The sequence below is a fragment of the Herpetosiphon gulosus genome, from assembly GCF_039545135.1.
GTDB classification, from domain to species: Bacteria; Chloroflexota; Chloroflexia; order Chloroflexales; family Herpetosiphonaceae; genus Herpetosiphon; species Herpetosiphon gulosus.
The window spans coordinates 64370-84470 of sequence record NZ_BAABRU010000002.1; the positions used below are offsets into that span (position 1 = coordinate 64370).

The window sequence follows — 20101 nt, forward strand, 5'->3', positions numbered from 1 at the left end:
TTGACTTTTTATTAATCAGGTTTGGGTTTAAAATAGCTCTATTGTTTGCATTTTAGCGTTTGGGTGACCGTGTATGTATGTTTCTCGCCTGCAACTCCAAGACTTTCGAATTTATCGCAGCCTCAATTTAGCCTTGCCTCCAGGCGTGTGTTTGTTCTATGGGGCCAATGCAGCGGGCAAAACAACAATTCTGGAAGCATTATACTATTTGGCTACAACTCGCTCGTTACGCGCCTCGGTTGAACGCGAATTAATTGCGCTTGAAGCAGCAGGCGATCTTGGCTTGCCGCCGTTTGCTCGTTTGGCCGCAAGCCTACAACCGCAACCAGAGGCCGACATGCAAACGATTGAAATTGTGCTGCAACGCAAATTTGGCGCTGATGGCGATTTAGCCCCAACTACCAGCAAAACCATTCGGATCAACAAAATTGCTCGTCGAGCGCTCGATCTGATTGGTCAGTTGCGGGTGGTGATGTTCGCGCCTCAAGATTTGGAGTTAGTCACGGGTGCGCCTGCTGAGCGGCGGCGCTACCTCGATGTGACGCTTTCGCAGATCGATGGCCGTTATGTTCGTGCCCTTTCGCGCTACAACCAAGTGCTGACCCAGCGTAATGGCCTATTGCGCACCAGTCGTGAGCGTGGCCGCGCCGCCAGCGAACAAGATCTAGCATTTTGGGATGAGGAGCTAGCCAAAGCTGGAGTCTATGTGCTGCGCGAACGCCGCCGCGCAGTCACCACACTTGATCAGCTTGCTCAAGGTTTGTATGCCGAGATCAGCGGCAGTGATTTAGCTTTGCGTTTGAGCTATTTGGATACCACGCCTGCTCACGATGTGCCAAGTTTTCAAGCAGCTTTGAAGCAGCTCCACCGCGAAGAGCGCGAGCGTGGAGTGACGTTAATCGGCCCACATCGCGATGATCTGTCGATTCAATTGGCCGAGCGTGAAGTTGGCAGTTTTGGCTCGCGTGGTCAGCAACGGGCCTCGACCTTAGCTTTGCGGCTGGCCGAAGCCGAATTGATGCATAGCCGCACTGGTGATCGGCCAGTATTGCTGCTTGACGATTTGCTTTCAGAGCTTGATCAAAAACGCCGTGAACATCTATTGACCACAATTGTGCGGCCACAGCAACAAACCCTAATCACCGCTACCGATCTTGATGATTTTTCGCCCAATTTTCTGAGCCAAATCACCCGAATGCATGTTGATCATGGCCAGATCTTCCCTGCCTAAAGGCAATTATGAAGGATGAAGGATGAGGGATGAGGGGCATAATCCTTGTTATTCAGCCTCGTGGGCTTCGTAGTTGCAAATAAAGATCAAAAAAGCAGGCTTATTTGTGATATTCATCCTTCATCCTTTCAAATATTGTGACACTAGTTGACACAAGTCTACGCTATGCTCTAGTTCGTCACGCAAATTGTGTTGAAGGATGTGTTATGAGTACGAACTGTGTCGCAGTGACCACCCACCTACTTGGCCTTGGCAATGAACTTCGCACCGCGCCAAGCCTAATTCCCCTGCCAGCAGGCCAAATTTCGGCGCGGCAATTGCTGCAAGAGCATGTACACCACGAACTGAGCCAAAGCCAGCAAGCCAATCTTCCGAGTATTGCCCTTAATTATTTGATTGCCAAACCCACGCCAAACACCATGATTGCTGCTGAACATGTGCGCAGCCAAGCTGAAGCCGCGTTTCGGGCTGGCGATTGTTGGCTCATGCTCGATGGGGTAGCTGTGCATAATTTAGATACACCCTTGCAATTGCAACCCCAAAGCCGAGTTGGGTTTATGCGGCTCTATCAGCGCTAAAGGATGATCACGATGCAGCGAAACAAACAAGCAATAGCGCTTGTGGGATTGAAGGATTGAGCGAGGGTTACGCCGTCCTCGATTTAGGAGGAAGAAATTGAGGACGGCACATGCAATTTAGAAGATCAAAAATCCAATCACTGCAATCAACACTAAAACCCCAATCACGCTATACAACACAATCCGTTCGCGATCAAACAAGGTAAAATTGCCGCGAACAATCGTTGGCTCAAAGCCAATCATATATAAGGTATGGGCTTGATTGCGCTCGGTATAATCGACCTCAGTCACGGGTGTACCATGAATCGTTAATTCGGCATGCAATAAGCGGGTTTGCTGATCTGCATCGACATTTTCGGCAGCCTGCAATAATTCATGCAATGGTGCAATCGCATGCCATTTGGTATCGCGCACATCAATTTGGGCGGTATAGACTTGCTGCGATTTTTCACGAATATCGGCTAACGGCAAGCCAGCCTCATCGTCGGTGTTTTCCCAAAGCTTGCCCCAACGCGACCAATAAAATACATCTTCGGTTAAAACTTGGCCTGAACCTTGGCAACGCCCACAATCGGCTTGGCCTTCGCCTTCACATTCAGGGCAATCGACCGTGACCGTGCGGCGTTCTTTGCTGCCATCGGGGTTGGTTTGTACCCGTTTGGTTTCAAGCAAGCCTCGCCCATGGCATTTGGTACAGTGCAAATCGCCCTTGCCACCACAATAAATACACATCTCAACCCGCTCGGAGTTGGGAATAATCATCTCGGTTGGGCGAATTTCATCAAATGGCTGGGGATCAGGCAAAATCACTTGCCAAACGCCAGGTGGGTTTTGACTGGTGCTGATACGGCTGCCTTGATAGGGCTTTTCGCGTGGTTCTGGCGTGGTGCGGGTTTCATAATAGGCCCGTAGTTCGTAGGTATAAAAGTTGTAGCTGACCACCCGTTCGGGCACAAGTGCGTTGCCTAAATCGCGTCGCCGCAGCATATTTTGGCCGCTCCAGCGATTGAGCACAGTGCGCAAATTAGTTGGCTCGTGCAATTGGCGACCCCACTCACGGCCTCGCTGCACAAAATCGCCATCAAGAATCCCAACCAACACCGTTTCGACCGGATTTTCGAGCCATTCGCTTTCAACACTGCTGGCGGTGATTGGTGCAAGGGTCGTACTGGTTTCGGTGGGCAAGGCTTCGCGCAAGGCTTGACGTAAGGCTGCCGCAGCTTGATTCGCTGAACTATAACGCACCGAGGCTTGAGGCGAGAGCAAACGCCGCAACACCCGATCAGCAGAAGCTAAGGCTGGATTGAAATCGCCTAAGGATTTGGGGGTTTGGCCAGGCGCTGGGGGTACTTCACCAGTTAACATATGGTAGAGCACTGCACCCAAGGCATAAATATCAAGGCTTGGTTCGGTGGCATTTTGCTTAAAATCTTGCTCTGGTGGAGCGTAAGCCGTCAAATAATCAGCCTCTTCAAGCTGTGAAAGATCAGGGCCATCGCTGCTCCAAGCCAAGCTGAAGTTGGTCAAAAAACCATGACGGGTAACTGTTTGATCATGGATCGTCTCGGTAACGACAATTGTGCCTGGCTGAATATCGCGGTGCACAATTTTTTCAGCGTGAATCGTATCGAGGGCTTTGGCGATATCGCTGAAAATACGCACAGCGTCGCCAATTGAAAGCGCCCCATCTTCAAGCACCTCTTGCAACAAGCGCCCACCGAGCGGCGGTGTAACCAAATAATAGCCAAACCGATCATCGTGACCAGCATCAATCACTGGCACAATTGTTGGATGTTTGAGCCGAGCAGCCAAACGGGCGGCCTGCCCAAATCGGCTGACCGAAACCCAATCTGAACGGCGTAACACATGCACCTCAACCGGGCGATCAAGGGTTAGGTGGCGAGCGCGATAGATGGTCGTTAACTCTTCCTGGCCTATCCGCTCTTCCAAGCGATAATTGCGCAGTTCATGATCATCGTCGCGGCGCGGTGTCGCAGTTGTTTTAGCCCGAGATGCAGGGGCACTCATTGCGGTCGCTCCTCTAGTTGCACATTTCATCGGCAGTATAGCACATTGACCTTGCCATGATTGCGCGAATTAATCTATTTTAGCACATTTGTTTTGAAATTGTAATAGTTGGCGCTTATGAGGATCGGTCGTTGGTAGTTGGGGATCAGAACGTTATTCGTACAATATGTAGCTAAACAATACTGGATAGTTTTCTTAGATTAAGCTGAACTAGCGCCTGATCCCTGACTGCAGATCCCTCGGCCTTCACCTTTGCGTGAATTGACCAAGCCTGTTAGGATGGCGCAAAATGATTGAATACACACAACGAGGACTCGACGATGAGCACATTGCTGGAGATTTACGAAACAATGAGCTATGGCCCAGCACCCGAATCTGCTGCTCCAGCCCACGAGTGGCTAGATGCCCATAGCCGTCGTTTTGGGCTATATATTAATGGTACATGGACTGAAGTTGCCAACGAGCGCTTGTTCGATTCGATCAACCCGGCTAATCGCAGCGTATTGGCCCAAGTAACCCAAGCGAGCAGCGATGAAGTAAACGCTGCGGTTGCTGCCGCCAAGGCGGCCTTTCCAGCTTGGTCGCAAACCAGCGGCCATGTGCGTGCTCGCTATTTGTATGCCTTGGCTCGCCAAATTCAAAAACATTCGCGGCGCTTCGCCGTGCTCGAAACCCTCGATAATGGCAAGCCAATCCGCGAAACTCGCGATATCGATATTCCATTAGTCGCGCGTCATTTCTACTATCACGCTGGTTGGGCACAATTGCAAGAAAGCGATTTAGCAGGCTACGAACCGTTGGGCGTGGTCGGCCAAATTATTCCGTGGAATTTTCCGCTGTTGATGTTGGCTTGGAAGATTGCCCCAGCCTTGGCGATGGGTAACACGGTGGTATTGAAACCTGCCGAATGGACTTCATTAACGGCCTTGGCATTTGCCGAAATTTGCCATGAGATTGGTTTGCCCAAGGGCGTGGTCAACATCGTAACTGGCGATGGTAAAGTTGGCGAGCAAATCGTCAAGCACCCCGATATTGCCAAAATTGCCTTTACTGGCTCAACCGAAGTTGGCAAAATTATTCGTAGCGCCACCGCTGGCAGCGGCAAAAAACTTTCCTTGGAGCTTGGCGGCAAATCGCCCTTTATCGTGTTTGATAATGCCGATTTAGATAGCGTGGTCGAAGGCGTGGTTGATGCGATTTGGTTCAATCAAGGCCAAGTTTGTTGCGCTGGCTCACGTTTGTTGGTGCAAGAAAACATCGCTGATAAGCTGATTGGCAAGTTGCGCACTCGTATGGAGCAACTGCGCATCGGCGATCCTTTAGATAAAGCGATCGATATTGGTGCGATTGTTGCCCCAGCCCAATTACAAAAAATCGAGCAACTGGTGGCCGAAGGCGAAAGCGAAGGTTCAATCAAATGGCAACCCTCGTGGGCTTGCCCAACTGATGGCTATTTCTATCCGCCAACCTTGTTTACCAACGTGGCTCCCGCCTCAACCTTGGCCCAAGTTGAAATTTTCGGGCCAGTCTTGGTCACGATGACCTTCCGCACACCTGATGAAGCGATTGCCATTGCCAACAATACCCGTTTTGGTTTGGCCGCCAGCATTTGGAGCGAAGATATTAATGTAGCACTCCACGCCGCCGCACGGGTCAAAGCAGGCGTAGTCTGGATCAACAGCACCAATCTGTTTGATGCAGCAGCTGGCTTCGGTGGTTATCGCGAGAGTGGCTATGGCCGTGAAGGTGGCAAAGAGGGCTTGTACGAATACCTCAAAAAATCTGAGGTCAAAAAACTCAAAACTAAGGCCAGTCCAGCACCCGCACCGATTGCAACTCCCACCAGCAACGGCTTGCCAGCGCTCGATCGCACCCCCAAAATCTATATTGGCGGCAAGCAAGCTCGCCCCGATTCAGGCTATAGCCGGATTGTGGTTGGGATCAATGGCGAAACCCTGGGCGAAGTGGGCGATGGCAGTCGCAAAGATATTCGCAACGCGGTCGAAGTGGCGCGAAGTGCCGCCAGCAGTTGGTCGGCAGCAACCGCCTACAATCGGGCGCAAGTGCTCTATTTCTTAGCTGAAAACCTTGGGGCACGGGCCGCCGAATTTGCCCAACGCATTCGCCAACAAACAGGCCGCAACGATGCCGATCTCGAAGTCGAAACATCAATCGAGCGCTTATTTACCTACGCTGCTTGGGCCGATAAATATGATGGGGCTGTGCATGCCACACCTGTGCGCAACGCAACCCTTGCCATGGTCGAATCGCTCGGCGTGCTTGGCTTGGTTTGTCCCAGTGAATATCCCTTGTTGGGCACAATTTCGTTGTTGGCCCCAGCAATTGCCTTGGGCAACAGCGCGATTATTATTCCATCGCCAGAGCATCCACTTTCGGCCACCGATTTGTATCAAGTGCTCGACACCAGCGATGTACCAGCAGGCGTAGTCAACATTATCACTGGCGACCGCGATAGCCTAGCCAAAGTGCTGGCCGAGCACAACGACGTTGATGGTTTGTGGTATTGGGGCAATGCTGAGGGCAGCGCCATGGTCGAGCGCAGTTCAATCGGCAACCTCAAACAAACCTGGGTCAACTATGGTGAACCTCGCGAATGGCTCGATCGACGGGTTGGCGAGGGCGAAGAATTCTTACGCCATGCCAGCCAAATCAAAAACATTTGGGTTCCCTACGGCGCGTAATTATGGTTTACCAGTCGCTTTAGCCCGATTCTTTGAGTGGAGTCGGGCTTGCTGTTTTAGTTGGTGTACTTAAGTTCCCTCACCCCAACCCCTCTCCCACGGCGGCGGGCGAGGGGCATCCCAATGGTCATGATCGGATGGTTCCCCCTCGCTCGCGTGCGGGAGAGGGGGCTAGGGGGTGAGGGCATGGCAATCGACTCTAAATTTCACCCAATCATTGTTAAAAACCTACCCTTGAAAGCACCCCTCTCCCACTACGGCGGGCGAGGGGCTTTTGGTTTGGTGGCTCCTCCTTGCCTCACGTGCGCGAGCAGAGGTGAGGGCATGACAATCGACGACGATTCCCAGCAAAATTAATTACCATGTATTCTCTGTAATGTTCACTACAAATTTGACATTTTAGCAAAAGCTTATATATTGATATTATGTATCAATAAGGGGTGTGCAAATGTTTGATGTGATTATTGTTGGTGGCAGCGTGGCGGGTTTAAGTGCGGCCTTGGTTTTGGGGCGGGCGCGACGCAGTGTGTTAGTGCTCGATAGTCAGCAGCCGCGCAATGCTCAATCGCCTGGCGTGCATAATTTTCTCTCACGTGATGGGATTTTGCCTGCTGAATTGCGCCAAATTGGCCGCGAGCAACTCAAGCCCTACCCTAGCGTGCAGGTGCGGTTCGCAACTGCTGAGCATGCCCAAGCGATCGACGGTGGTTTTGTGGTGAAGCTTGATGATGGCAGCGAAATTAGCAGCCGCAAATTGTTGCTAGCTTCGGGCGTGATCGACGAATTGCCGCCAATCGAAGGCCTCGCCGAATTATGGGGATCAAGCGTATTTCACTGCCCCTACTGCCATGGCTGGGAAGTGCGCGATCAACCGTTGGCGGTGTTAGTGCCCGATGCTGAGCGTTTGTTTCACGTTGCGACCTTGTTGCACAACTGGAGCAGCGATTTGGTGGTTTGTACCAATGGCGAGGCTCAACTTAGCCCTGAGCAACGCCAAATCTTGGCGAAACTCAATTTGTCAATTCGCGAAGATCGCTTGGTTGGGATTGAACAAGCCGCTGGGCAATTGACCCATTTGATCTTTGATCAAGGCGAGCCATTGGCCCGCAGCGGTTTGTTGATTGGCGTACCTCAACGCCAACGTAGCCAACTACCAGCCCAACTAGGCTGTGAAGTTTCCGATAATCCCCATATGCCAGGCTTGATCAAGGTGCAAATGTTGGGACAAACCAGCGTGCCAGGCGTGTATGCTGCTGGTGATGCGACCGCAGGCATGCAACAAGCAATCAATGCAGCGGCAGGAGGCGCGATGGCAGGCGCAGGCATCAACCATGAACTAATTCAAGATATGCTCAAACAGCTTTAGAACGGCGTTCAAAGCGATCACGCCATTTGCGATAGCACTGTTGATGATATTCTTCGGCGGGGTAAAACGGCAAATCCAGCCCGAATTCGACGAAGTAATCAACAAGCTGTGGTTGAGCTAGCTTACTGGCCAGAGCTAGCTCCAACTGAGCAGCATTGCTACAAATAATTATTGCTCGATATTGTGGGTCGGGGCTGGCTGGTGGCTCTAGCATAGCCCAAAAGTGGGTTAATAGTTCATTGAAACTGATGATCGCTGGATCAACATGTAATTCAACCACTTCGGCATGACCTGTCGATCCTGCGCAAACATCCTCATAGCTTGGCTGCGCTATCCAGCCACCAGCATAGCCAGTTTGAGTTTGGACAATGCCTGCAAGCGATCCAAAAGCCGCTTCAACTCCCCAAAAACAACCAGCGCCAACAATAATTCGTTCGAGCATTGTGCATACCTATCGCTAGTGGAATCGCGGTGATGTCGCCAATCCAGCGGGAATAGGGATGGTGAACTGATTTAGGGCGGCAGACGTGCCGCATACACGCACGGTCGTCTGCCGCATGGGCAATATGCTGTTTTGAGCCACTGGCGCAATAGGCCTAATGCTAATCTGAGATCGCGTCCGATCTGGGCAGCGGTTTACTCAGCATTAGAGCCAACTCATCACATCCAGAGTTACGTTAAATCAGCTTTCCTGCCATGGAGTTCGGATAAAACGACCGATAGCATTCCAACAAAGATGTACAAGCCAGGATAGCAACATTAGTTCTGCATATCTTTGCACATATCCGCGAGGAACTAACTCCCACGCCTCAGGACGATAGCCTTCGATAAACAGCAATACCACACTATATGAAATCACGCTATTGACGATCGAAACACTCAACTTTTTGGAATATACTGCGCAAGCGATCAGTGAGCCAACACCATAGACAGCGTAGACAAACATACGCTGTCTCACAGTATCGAGACGAGGCATTATCAAGTACTGTGGACTCACGCCAAGCACCGGTTCACGTAAAAATGTGAATAGGGTTGCAGATACAAGAACTCCAGCAAGCAGTGACAATACTATTCGGAGGGCTACGTTGGATTGCTGTGCACTAGGAACATTATACATATCATTCTTCTCTAAAGCGCTATCCTCTTGTGAAAAGCGCTTTACTCCATAATGCTACCAATTCATATCCCAATAAGGAGAAGGAAGATTGACCGTAGTTATAGCTAGGTCATATTTCTTTTGCAATTTTTGGATAAGCTGGCTTGCAGTCAAATCTACCATGTAAACAGATTTATCATTGGCCATGGAGTCGAGATTGGCGACACGAAGATCAATAAAACCAGTAATTACCAGAACCCCCTTAGCAGTTTGATCAGCTGCAAGTTTTTGCTGAATCTGTGCTTCTGAAGAAATGATATCACTTTCAGGCCATTCAACAAACGAGTGTTTCTTATTTGTGCTATCGACAACCCCAATAATATATGACTCAAGGTTAATATTCTGCGCATCGATAATAGATTGAGCCTTCTCGATAGTAACTGGCTCATTGAACGTGATATTTACTGGAATGACACCAACATCGCTCTTGGCATTCCGCGTAAGATTGTTGTTATGCTTCTTATACTGATCCTTTATATTTTCATTATTGAAGTCAACAGCAACGTCTACTCTTGCTAAATTAGAGCAAGTTGATCCAATGAGTGCATATGTATAAAGCCGATCATCGGAAACACCTTCTTCAATCATAATTTTCTTGCACTTAGCAGATTTTGAGTCACTATCTACAGCAAACGTCTGAGCTATAAATAGTAAAGATAAAATAACTCCAGCCGTCTTAATATACTTAAGCATTACTATTCTCCTATAACTATAAAGCTATCGATTGTACCAATATTTTTCTTTTTCGAGCCACCAGTGGCCAAGTCCCGCCTCCATGCTGATATTAATCTCTCCATCAATGAATCCTGTTTTTCGAGCATCGAAGTACACTTGCCAATAATATTGACGATCTACCACAACACCCGTTTCCCTGATATCTAACTCGGTTTCTTCAAAGATTGCAGCATCCCCACAATCGTTATACCGATAGACACCATTGTTAGGAACATCAGTTTGATGCGCATTAACATGAACTTGATCAGGCTCTTGTGGACCATCTATCCGATCGCAATCTGCAGTCCAATCAAAGCGTGCATCCCAGTTCAATAAATTAACTTTGGCATTGAGATTCCATGAAAAGGAACTATAAGCGACAACACCTTGAGACCCATGCCACCACGTTGTAGAACCTGTAGAAGGAGCAAAGGCTGGTCGAGTCCCCTCCCAAGCATTGCTGATTGAGGGAATAAGAGTCAAAACTGCTACAACCGCCAAAAGAAATTTCCGACTGATCATATGTACTCCTAGAAACCGTTGTGTCGGCCAATTCCGAACACAGCATCAATACTACCAACGCACTGCTCAGATCAATCTGATAAATCTGTAACAATCCTGTAACACCTTTTTTGTTCATCGAGAAAGCGGCGAAACGCGCGAAGATCAGAAAAAATGTTGCAATATCCGTGACCTATGGGCGAGTATGAAAAGTCGGAGACAGGGGCATCTGGCGGCATTGTTGCATGAGGTTGGGCGTGAAATGCTATGACGAAAAGCAGTACGCTATGGCGCAAAGCAGTTTAATGGCTGAGGATTTCGAAGCCGACGCTCTCGACGTATCGTGCTGCCAACAAACAGATGGGAAGACCACCAGCATAGCCAGCTTGAGTTTGGACAATGCCTGCAAGCTCCCCAAAAGCTGCTTCAATTCCCCAAAAACAACCAGCACCAACAATTATCCGTTCGTTCATACAACCTACCTTAGCAGAAATTAGCTAAACTGCCTAATTGCTTGGGCATTATTGATAGTAGTAACAGTGCAGCTTGATCAAAAACTCTAATTCTAGGCGTATGACTGCCGAAAATTTAAATAAAAATGTACAAACTGCACAAATCAAAGCATGAATAGTTTAGGCAACATGGCGATAAATCTTACTAGATTGTTTAGATAAGATAGTGACACATCAGTAATGAACCAAACAAAATATCGAAACCGACCCAAACACTAGCATTATTGCACAAATGCCTCTCGGCATATTGCTCGAATGTGCAGTTACCTCGCACGTTGGTCATACTCGATGAACTCCACCGAAATCTTCAATGGCGAAGCATTTGTTAGCTTGATCAAACCAATGGGTACCGACCCATTGCTTGATCGTCGTGTATCGCATCGTAGCCAATCATTACCCGTCATCAAGGGAGGTTCTAATGTTTCGACGACGACGCTGGATTGTACCCGCAGCAGTTGCTTCGCTAGCAATACCCACTGCAACCTTTGCCCAAGAAGCCGCACCGGTAGCAACCGAAACAATCACCACCCAAATTGATATTATTTGGTTGTTGATTGCAGCGGTCTTGGTCTTTTTCATGCAGGCAGGCTTTGCCTTGGTGGAAAGTGGCTTTACTCGTTCTAAGAATGCAGCCAACATCTTGATGAAAAACTTGATGGATTTTTGTGTTGGCACGGTGTTGTTCTTTGCAATTGGCTTTGGCTTGATGTATGGTGCATCAGCAGGTGGCTTCATCGGCACCGACAACTTCTTCCTCAGCAACTTTAGCCCAGCAACTGGCAGCGGCAAAGATTGGGTTGGTTTCTTCTTCCAATTGGTGTTTGCCGCCACCGCCGCCACAATTGTGTCGGGCGCGGTCGCCGAACGCTTCAAATTTATCTCTTACCTGATTTACAGCGCCATCATCTGTGGCATTGTCTACCCAATTTCGGGTCACTGGCAATGGGGTGGCGGTTGGTTGTTTGAGCTTGGTTTTATCGACTTTGCTGGCTCGACAATTGTGCATAGCGTTGGTGGCTGGGCTGCCTTAGCAGGTACGATTTTGCTTGGGCCACGCTTAGGTAAATTCAACAAAGATGGATCAAGCAACGTTATTCCAGGCCACAGTTTGACCCTTGGCGTGCTTGGGGTCTTTATTCTGTGGGTTGGCTGGTTTGGCTTCAACCCAGGTAGCACCCTCTCGGGCATGAACGAAAGCATTGGCTATATCGCCGTCACTACCAACATGGCCGCCGCCGTTGGCGCACTCTCAGCCTTGATCATCAACTGGTTGATCACTGGTCACCCTGATACGAGCGTTGCTGCCAACGGTGCATTGGCTGGTTTGGTCGCGATTACCGCAGGCTGTGCCAATGTTACCCCAGTTGGTGCATTGTTCATCGGCTTGCTCGGCGGGATCATCTTCGTCTATGGTTCGATCTTCCTTGAAAAAGTCTTGAAACTCGATGACCCAGTTGGTGCAATTCCGGTTCACTGTTTCAATGGGATTTTCGGAACCTTGGCAGTAGGCTTGTTTGCTAGCCCCGCTGTTGGTGGCTTGACTGGCATGGGCGATGCTGCTGGCTTGTTCTATGGCGGTGGTTTGGGTCTGCTTGGCACGCAAGCGATTGGGGTTTTGGCAGTTGGCGCTTGGGCCTTCACAACCATGTTCATCGTTTTCTATGTGCTGAAAAAGACCTTGGGCATTCGGGTTTCCGAGCAAGAAGAAATCGAAGGCTTGGATATTTCCGAGCACGACACGGTTTCGTACCCAGAGTTTGGCACGCCTGTTGCTGGCGTAGCTGGTGCTCGCTCAATGATGCCGGAACTTTCTTCAACCAAATAAACCAATGCAAGTATGCGCTGATTGAGCCAGCCTCAGTCAGCGCATCGTTAGCATCAAGGAGCGATTATGCAACTTGCAGTCAGCGCCAAACCTGAAACTCCCCTCCAACCCTATGTGGTGAGCGCCGATTATGCCCCTGGCACGTTGATTCAGCAGCAAACTTTAGAATTGCCGATCTATCACTCACCTGAGCAAAAACTCTACGAATTGGAGATTGCAGGCTTTCGGGTTGAGGATGCTGATCCTGAGACGGCTTTACGTCAAGCAGTGCCTGTACTCAAAGCCTTGGTCAACTTGGCCCGCCTCCCAACCTACGTGTTTATTGCCCGCCGTTCGCGTCAAGTTTATCCCATTTATAGCATTGGTGATGATGTGCTGGCAACAACCCCTGGTGGCCCAGTTTTTCGCCATGTTGAGCTTGCCAAAGTGCGCGAATATTTGAATGAATATTTGCATTTGACTGGGGTGCTTGGCCGACCTGGCGCGAGCGATAAGCTGCACGTGCGCGGCGTTGATGCCAAAACAATGGGCTTGATTCGCCCGACCTGTTATTTCAAAAAGCGGATTACTGGCCAAACCGATTTCTGGGCACCTGTGTTTGCCAATGATCAAGAACTGTATGCCTTTGCGGCGAGCAAGCGCCATGCAGTGCCCTTGAGCGAGCCAAACGCCTTGATGGGCTTGCATGCCTTGGTCGCCAAAGCCTTGATCAAAGACAAACGACTGTTCCACGAACACGATCTACGGGTTGACCGCATGTTTGCTGAGCCGTGGGAAATTTGGAAAAAAGATTTAACTGCGGTCAATGAGCCAATTGTGCTGGGCGCTGTTAGCTTAAATGTCTATCAATATGGCCCAACTTGGCTCGCCGTTGAAAAACGCCGCGATCGCGATGAACTACGCCCAAGCTTGTTCCTTGGCGAGAATCTCTACGATCTGACGGCGCGGGTAACTGCCGACTTCAAACGGCGCGGCCTGATTGCTGAATAATCCACGAGCTGGCTTTCAAATGCTGGAAGCCAGCTACTTGGTAAACCCATATTTGGCGATCATCGCGCGAATGGTGGTGATATTACGGGCAGTTCCGGCCTGTTTGAGCGCCCGCTCCAATTTTGCCCCACTAAACTTGCTTTCCCCCCGTTGTTTATGCCGCAACCACCAAACATGTCGCCCTGTGATCCGAAATGTATCCAACTCACTTTGATACTGGTCTAGCCGCGCCTGGGCTTCGGCATCTAGTTCGTGCTGCACAAAGGTCACATAGATCGCTGCTTGCGGATCGATCTCGCTTGGCGTAAATGGGCAAGCTTGTTCAAGCTCGGCCAATTCGGCGGCAGAACGCAGAAATGTTGCGACTGCAAAGCCAAAACGGGCCTCAAGTTGGGTTGCAATCAAGTGCTCGGCCTCGGCATAGCTTTGGGTTGGATCATCAAAAACCACATTGCCCGATTGAATATAGGTCTGAACATTGGTAAAACCATGGGCCAGCAAAACAGCCCGTAAATCTTCCATTTTCACAAAGTGGTTGGTAATGTTGATTGCGCGTAAAAAGGCAATGGTGCTCATTGTTACCTCGCGTGTAGAGAACATAGAACAGAGAGCATAGAACATACAATCTATTGTAACCGCAGCGGTGCAGAGCTTTTTTAACCACGAAGAGCACGAAGGACACGAAGGTACATTCCCAGTTACAGATTATGTTAAGTCAATACTTATTAGTTAAGCTCCTGCGCCCTGATCCCCGACCCCTGATCCCTAGCCCCTCTTTTGATTTTTGCCTTCTGCCTTTTGATTTTCGTGGCTCTGCTATAATATTGCTTCAAGGCTCAGCCACCCCACCTGCTTCGACCAACCATCACCTCACCGCTGAGGAGTAGCGTATGCAACAGGTAGTACGTGTTTTTCATCAACTCTTGCCCGATTTTGTTGATCATGTGTCCGAGCAAATTGTTGCTAACCATGTGCCTGTGTATGCCAGCTTGCCGCAGCAGCATGTTAAAATGGCGCTCTACAATGCCATTCATTCAATTGAAATTGATCTAGCCCAAGGCACAACCTCGACCTATGCCGATTATTGGCGTGAGGTGGCGGTGCAACGTGCCCAACAAGGCATCTCACCAGTTCACAGTATGCTCGTCACCCACCTTTCAACCAACGTGATGACCCAATTTTTAAAGCAGGCCTTGGATCGCGAGCCAGAGGCTTTGGCATGGTGGCTCGAACGGACTCACACAATTATTTCGCTAGGCATGTTGGTGATGACCGAAGCGCGAATTAATGCCTTGCAAGAGCTTGGGCAACTAGGCAGTGAGCCAGCCAGCAGCGGCATTATCATCCACGAACAACCTAACTTAATTTTGCCACCCAGCCGTTGGCAAGCCCCGCAGGTGCTGCATTTGCAAGCCTTTGGCCAAATGCGGGCCTGGCGTGGCTCAAGCGAGGTGCTCAATTGGGGCCGCAAGTCGGCAATTGCCTTGCTCGGTATCTTAATTACCCAGCGTGGCCAATGGATTCAGCGTGAGCAAATTTGCGATCTATTCTGGCCTGATTTAGCGCCAAATCAAGCCGAAGCCCAATTTAAAGTTGCCTTGAATGCGCTAACCGCTGTGTTAGAGCCAGAACGCCCGACCCGCCAAGCTTCAAGCTACATTCAACGCCGCAATACTGCCTATCGTTTGGCGTTTGATACTGCGCCAATTCAGCTCGATGTGCTGCGCTTTGAGCAATTGCTGCAACGTGCCAACCAAGCTAGCAAGCCACCAGAAGCAATTAATTACTATCGCCAAGCACTCAATTTATATGCTGGCGATTTTTTGGGCGATTGTTTGTATAGCGATTGGGCCAATGCTGTGCGTGAGCAATTGCGCAATAATTTTGTCCAAGCTGCCTGCCAATTAGCCCAATTATTGTTGGCTGAACAGCAACCAAACGAGGCCTTGGATTGGGCCGAAGCCGCTTTGCAGGCTGATCCCTATCAAGAAAGCGCCTATCAAGCGAGTTTTATGGCCTATGCCCAACTTGGCAATCGGGTGCAATTGCAACGCAGCTATCAACGTTGCCAACAAGTGCTTGAACACGATTTGGGCTTAGCGCCAATGCCCGCCACCAAAGCTAGCTACCAACGAGCCGAACAAACGCTGCATCAACTGTAACTCAAGTGTAACTAGCCTTTGCTATGCTGAAGTGAGAGCTACTTCAATTGCATAGTCCAAAGGAGGACGCACGTAATGAAGCGTTTGATTTCGATGTTGGTAATTCTGGTTACTGCAATTCAGCTGTTGGCTGCTTGTAGCAGTGGCACTGGAGTTGAACCAACTGCCGCCACCAATCCAACCAGCGATTCGGCCCAAGCCACCCAAGCTCCTCCCGCGACGACCGCGCCTGCCGCAACGACAGAAAGCACCGAACCAACCGCCGCGGCAACCAGCGATAGCGCTGCCGCGACTGGCAAGCCAATCAAAATTGGCCTGATCACCGATCAATCCAAGGCTTTATCGTTGTATGGAACCCAAGAAATCAATGGCTTTATGTTGGGCTTGGAGTATGCCACCAACGGCACGATGCAAGTTGCTGGCCGCCCAATTGAAGTGATTGTCAAAGACGACGAAAACAACCCCGAACGCGCTCGTCAGTTGGCCCGCGAGTTGATTGAAAAAGATGGCGTGGAATTGCTGCAATGCTGTGCCTCAACTTCATCAGCCTTAACCGTGATTGAAATTGCCAAAGAAAACAACATCATTGCGATGATTGATCCGGCTGCTGGACCACAAATTACTGGCTCGAATTTCAATCGCTTCGTCTTCCGCACTGGCCGCAACACCTTGCAAGATGCCTTGACCGCAGGCCCGTATATGGTCGAGAACGTCGGCAAAGAGTTTGTGCAATTGGCTCCCGACACCGACTTTGGCAAAGGCTCAGCTGCTTCGTGGCGCTCGATCATCGAAGCCAACGGTGGCACCTTCGTCTCGGATGATGTGTTTATTCCTGCCGATACGACCGACTTTACCCCATATTTGCAAAAATTGCTCGATGCTGCCGACGAAAAACAGGCCAAAGTGTTGATGGTTACCTGGGCCGGAGCCAACTTCCCACGCTTGTTCCAGCAAATGCAAGAGCAAGGCGTGCTCGATAAATTAACCTTGGCCACCGGCTTTGGAGATAACGTGACCATGCCGATGGTCTATGCCGATGCAGTTGGCTCAGTTGGCATGATTGCCTACCACTACACCCTGCCCAAGAATGAAGTCAACGATTGGTTGGTTGAGCAACACAAAGCCAAATATGGCTCATACCCCGATCTCTTCACCGCTGGCGGCATGGCCTCAGGCATTGCAACCGTGCGCGGCTTAGAAGCAACCAAGGGCGATACCAACGCCGATGCCTTGATCGCGGCGCTTGAAGGTATGAGCTTTGAAGGGCCAAAAGGCACCTACACCTTCCGCAAAGAAGATCACCAAGCGCTCCAGCCGATGTACATGGTCAAATTGATCAGCATTACCGACCCAGATGCTAAGTTCTTTGAGTTACTGCAAGAACGCAGCGCAGAACAAACCGCCCCACCTGTGATGGTGACGGAGTAAGCCGAGGGGTCAGTAATTAGGGGTCAGTAATTAGGGGTCAGTAATTAGGGGTCAGGGGTCAGTAGTTAGGGAAATCGTCCAGACAAGCTTCTGATCCCTAGCCCCTGATCCCTAACCCCTCGCTCAATAAAGGATTTTTCAATGCCAAACGTTTTGTTGAAAACTGAACATCTTTCACGTTCGTTTGGTGGTTTGCAGGCGGTGCGTGATGTAAGCATCGCAGTTGAAGAAGGTTCGTTTCACTCGGTTATTGGGCCAAATGGGGCGGGTAAAACGACCTTCTTCAACATGATTAGTGGCGCGATTAAGCCTAGCAGCGGCAAGGTGTTTTTTGCTGGTAACGAGATTACTGGCCTACCCTTGCACCGCATGATTCACCTTGGCATTGGCCGCGCCTACCAAATTACCAGTTTGTTTCCCTCGCTGAGCGTGGCCGAAAATGTGCGTTTGGCCGCCCAAGCGCGAGGCCGCGATACTTTTAAATTTTGGCAGCACAGCGATCGGTTCGAGCGTTATCACGAACGAGCACAGGCGGCGCTCAAGTTGGTAGGTTTGCGCGGGGTTGAGCAAGTGCTGGCTAGTGCTTTGCCGCACGGCGATAAACGTAAACTCGAATTAGCCCTGCTGCTCGCCAGTGAGCCTCGGCTATTGTTGCTCGATGAGCCAACCGCTGGTATGGCTGCCAACCAAGTGCCCGAATTGATCGAGATTATTCAGCAACTCCGCCAAAGCGGCCAACATACGATTATTCTGGTTGAGCATCGCATGGACGTGGTAATGAGCATTTCCGATCAAATAACGGTGATGCACGGTGGCAGTGTGCTGGCCGAAGGCACGCCCCAAGCGATTGCCGCCGATCCACGGGTGCAGCAAGCCTACCTCGGCGAATTGTATGATGATGTGTTAACCCAGCCTCACGAGGTCGCCCATGACACCAATTCTTGAAGTTGAGCAACTTCAGACCTTCATCGGTCAATATCATATTTTGCATGATGTCTCGTTGCAGGCCGAGCAAGGCTCAATTACCGCCATTCTTGGGCGCAACGGCGCTGGCAAAACCACCACACTCAAATCAATTATGGGCTTAACGCCACCGCAAGCAGGCTCAATTCGCTTTGCTGGGCAACACCTCAATGGCTTGCGCACCTTCAGCATTGCTCAACTGGGCATTGGCTATGTGCCAGAGCATCGCGCAATTTTCCGCGATTTGACCGTGACTGAGCATTTGATTTTGGCTGAGCGCAAGCGTGGCGATTTACGCCGACGGGGCGATTTGATCTTTAGCTTGTTTCCCGATTTGCAGCGGCTTGAGCGGTTGCTAGGCAGTCAGCTTTCGGGCGGTCAGCAACAAATGTTGGCGATTGCGCGGGCTTTGGTTGCCGAAACTCAATTGCTGTTGATCGATGAGCCTAGCGAAGGCCTTGCTCCAGTGATTATCGAACAGATGATGCGAGCAATTACTGCGCTGAGCGAACATACCACCGTGGTGTTGGTTGAACAAAACTTCCGCATGGCCAGCGCCATCAGCCAAGCCTACTATATGCTCGATGATGGCCGAACTGTTGATCATGGCACAATGACGGCGCTGCGGGGTAATCCCCAATTAATTCAGCGCTATCTTGGTGCTGCCTAAAAGGTGTTGAGTATGGCTGTTGCTGCTCCCCCGACAATTCAAACCAAACCTTTGCGCGCACGCTTAGCCCCACTGGTTATTCCAGCAGTTTTTGTGCTGATTTTCGCCACAGTGCTGATGGTTGCGCCTGCGAGTTGGCCCAAGCTGATTACTGGTATTTTGTTGCCAGGCCTGACCTTGGCCGCGATCTATTTTATGATCTCAGCGGGGTTATCGTTAATTTTCGGCTTGATGGATGTGCTGAATTTTGCCCATGGCTCGCTGTTTATGCTCGGTGGCTACTGCGCTTGGACCTGCAATGTCTGGCTTGATCCAACCTATGCTGGGCATTGGCCAATCACCATCGCCAGCGGCAATCTGCGCTTTATCATTGGCTTGATTGTTGGCACATTAGTGGGCGCAGCAGTTGGCAGCTTAATCGAAATCAGCCTAATTCGCCCACTTTACAAACGCCCAATTTACCAAGTCTTGCTAACTTTGGGCTTGGTGTTTGTGTTTGATGCCTTGGTGCGCACGATTCCGGCTTGGGGTTCACTCAGCCGTGCTCCAATCAAGCCGCCAATGTTGACCGAAAGCCTGAGCCTGCTCGGTCGCCGTTTTCCCAGCTATAGCCTGTTTTTGATCTGCCTAAGCGTTTCGTTGGCGGTGCTAATCGCCTTGGTGCTGCGCCGCTCACGGATTGGACTCACGATTCGGGCTGGGGTGCAAGATAGCGCCATGGTTGAGGCCATGGGCATCAATGTGCGGCGGGTCTTTACGGGCGTGTTTGGCTTTGGCAGTGGCTTGGCGGCTTTGGGCGGTGCGGTAGCAGCCTCGTTTATTGGGGTTTACCCCGAAATGGGCTTGGAATACCAGCTTTTTGCCTTTATCGTGGTCGTAATTGGCGGTTTGGGCAGCTATAGCGGAGCAGCCGCCGGCGCGTTGTTGATTGGGCTAGCTCGAACGTTCAGCGACCATTTAGTGCTGGAAACAGGCCTACCAACCGCGATCGCCTCGGCCTCAACCGTGCTGGTAATGGCGGTTGTGCTCTTGCTCAAGCCCGGCGGAATTTTTAATAAAAACTAGATGGCGGGGGGCGGCTGTCGGGGATCGGAACCGCGAAGCACGCGAAGAACACGAAGATCGTAAGCAACAACTCGCAGATTTTCAAGTTCATCAAAAATGATTGCTGACCAATAATTGTGCTTTAGGGGGTGCAGGGGGATGAAAACCTCCTGCGTTTCCCTCCAGCGGAGGGACGGAAGGGTGGAGAAACTCAATTTCAATAAAAACTAG

General features: G+C 50.4%; 17 protein-coding genes. 11 read left to right on the top strand and 6 right to left on the bottom strand.

What is annotated here, in order from left to right:
• Nucleotides 1–73 precede the first annotated feature (73 nt).
• Together recF and ABEB26_RS02345 are read left to right on the top strand one after the other, a co-directional pair.
• Nucleotides 74–1231 carry a DNA replication/repair protein RecF gene (gene recF / locus ABEB26_RS02340; protein WP_345720336.1) on the top strand — a complete coding sequence of 386 codons (1158 nt, stop codon included), beginning with the start codon at nt 74–76 and terminating at the stop codon, nt 1229–1231.
• Nucleotides 1232–1437: 206 nt separating this feature from the next.
• A complete protein-coding gene (locus tag ABEB26_RS02345) occupies nt 1438–1809 on the top strand; it encodes a hypothetical protein (protein WP_345720337.1) in 372 nt (123 codons plus the stop codon).
• Between the two features lie 117 nt (nt 1810–1926).
• On the opposite strand, the gene ABEB26_RS02350 is transcribed toward ABEB26_RS02345, so the two are convergent.
• The gene (locus ABEB26_RS02350) at nt 1927–3837 is read right to left on the bottom strand and encodes a protein kinase domain-containing protein (RefSeq protein WP_345720338.1); all 1911 of its coding nucleotides are present in this window, start codon (nt 3835–3837) and stop codon (nt 1927–1929) included.
• 320 nt (nt 3838–4157) lie between these two features.
• Here ABEB26_RS02350 and ABEB26_RS02355 point away from each other — a divergent pair, with 320 nt between their 5' ends.
• Both ABEB26_RS02355 and ABEB26_RS02360 read left to right on the top strand, forming a co-directional pair.
• Nucleotides 4158–6539: an aldehyde dehydrogenase family protein gene (locus ABEB26_RS02355; RefSeq protein ID WP_345720339.1), complete on the top strand. Its 2382-nt coding sequence runs from the start codon at nt 4158–4160 to the stop codon at nt 6537–6539.
• A 448-nt stretch (nt 6540–6987) separates the two neighbouring features.
• Complete coding sequence (locus ABEB26_RS02360; protein WP_345720340.1) at nt 6988–7905, top strand: NAD(P)/FAD-dependent oxidoreductase; 918 nt, start codon at nt 6988–6990, stop codon at nt 7903–7905.
• On the opposite strand, the gene msrA is transcribed toward ABEB26_RS02360, so the two are convergent.
• The 4 genes from msrA to ABEB26_RS02380 all read right to left on the bottom strand — a co-directional run bounded on the left by msrA (nt 7892) and on the right by ABEB26_RS02380 (nt 10749).
• The gene (gene msrA / locus ABEB26_RS02365; RefSeq protein WP_345720341.1) at nt 7892–8347 is read right to left on the bottom strand and encodes a peptide-methionine (S)-S-oxide reductase MsrA; all 456 of its coding nucleotides are present in this window, start codon (nt 8345–8347) and stop codon (nt 7892–7894) included. The genes ABEB26_RS02360 and msrA overlap by 14 nt on opposite strands.
• A gap of 729 nt (nt 8348–9076) precedes the next feature.
• Nucleotides 9077–9754: a hypothetical protein gene (locus tag ABEB26_RS02370; RefSeq protein WP_345720342.1), complete on the bottom strand. Its 678-nt coding sequence runs from the start codon at nt 9752–9754 to the stop codon at nt 9077–9079.
• A gap of 24 nt (nt 9755–9778) precedes the next feature.
• The gene (locus ABEB26_RS02375) at nt 9779–10297 is read right to left on the bottom strand and encodes a hypothetical protein (protein WP_345720343.1); all 519 of its coding nucleotides are present in this window, start codon (nt 10295–10297) and stop codon (nt 9779–9781) included.
• A gap of 281 nt (nt 10298–10578) precedes the next feature.
• Complete coding sequence (locus tag ABEB26_RS02380; RefSeq protein WP_345720344.1) at nt 10579–10749, bottom strand: peptide-methionine (S)-S-oxide reductase; 171 nt, start codon at nt 10747–10749, stop codon at nt 10579–10581.
• A 457-nt stretch (nt 10750–11206) separates the two neighbouring features.
• On the opposite strand from ABEB26_RS02380, the gene ABEB26_RS02385 reads away from it, so the two are divergent.
• Nucleotides 11207–12613 (top strand): ammonium transporter, encoded by a 1407-nt coding sequence (locus tag ABEB26_RS02385; protein WP_345720345.1) that lies wholly within the window; start codon nt 11207–11209, stop codon nt 12611–12613.
• Between the two features lie 66 nt (nt 12614–12679).
• On the top strand, nt 12680–13603 hold the full coding sequence (locus ABEB26_RS02390; protein WP_345720346.1) for a hypothetical protein: 924 nt from the start codon (nt 12680–12682) through the stop codon (nt 13601–13603).
• Nucleotides 13604–13636: 33 nt separating this feature from the next.
• Here ABEB26_RS02390 and ABEB26_RS02395 read toward each other — a convergent pair whose 3' ends face one another.
• On the bottom strand, nt 13637–14179 hold the full coding sequence (locus ABEB26_RS02395; RefSeq protein ID WP_345720347.1) for a DUF1697 domain-containing protein: 543 nt from the start codon (nt 14177–14179) through the stop codon (nt 13637–13639).
• Nucleotides 14180–14493: 314 nt separating this feature from the next.
• Here ABEB26_RS02395 and ABEB26_RS02400 point away from each other — a divergent pair, with 314 nt between their 5' ends.
• The 5 genes from ABEB26_RS02400 to ABEB26_RS02420 all read left to right on the top strand — a co-directional run bounded on the left by ABEB26_RS02400 (nt 14494) and on the right by ABEB26_RS02420 (nt 19891).
• Entirely contained in the window at nt 14494–15765 is a 1272-nt protein-coding gene (locus tag ABEB26_RS02400; protein WP_345720348.1) for an AfsR/SARP family transcriptional regulator, read from the top strand.
• A gap of 75 nt (nt 15766–15840) precedes the next feature.
• Entirely contained in the window at nt 15841–17193 is a 1353-nt protein-coding gene (locus tag ABEB26_RS02405) for a substrate-binding domain-containing protein (protein WP_345720349.1), read from the top strand.
• 141 nt (nt 17194–17334) lie between these two features.
• A complete protein-coding gene (locus tag ABEB26_RS02410) occupies nt 17335–18138 on the top strand; it encodes an ABC transporter ATP-binding protein (protein ID WP_012191334.1) in 804 nt (267 codons plus the stop codon).
• On the top strand, nt 18122–18826 hold the full coding sequence (locus ABEB26_RS02415; RefSeq protein WP_345720350.1) for an ABC transporter ATP-binding protein: 705 nt from the start codon (nt 18122–18124) through the stop codon (nt 18824–18826). Before ABEB26_RS02410 ends, ABEB26_RS02415 begins: the two co-directional genes overlap by 17 nt.
• A gap of 12 nt (nt 18827–18838) precedes the next feature.
• The gene (locus ABEB26_RS02420) at nt 18839–19891 is read left to right on the top strand and encodes a branched-chain amino acid ABC transporter permease (RefSeq protein ID WP_345720351.1); all 1053 of its coding nucleotides are present in this window, start codon (nt 18839–18841) and stop codon (nt 19889–19891) included.
• Nucleotides 19892–20101: the final 210 nt, after the last annotated feature.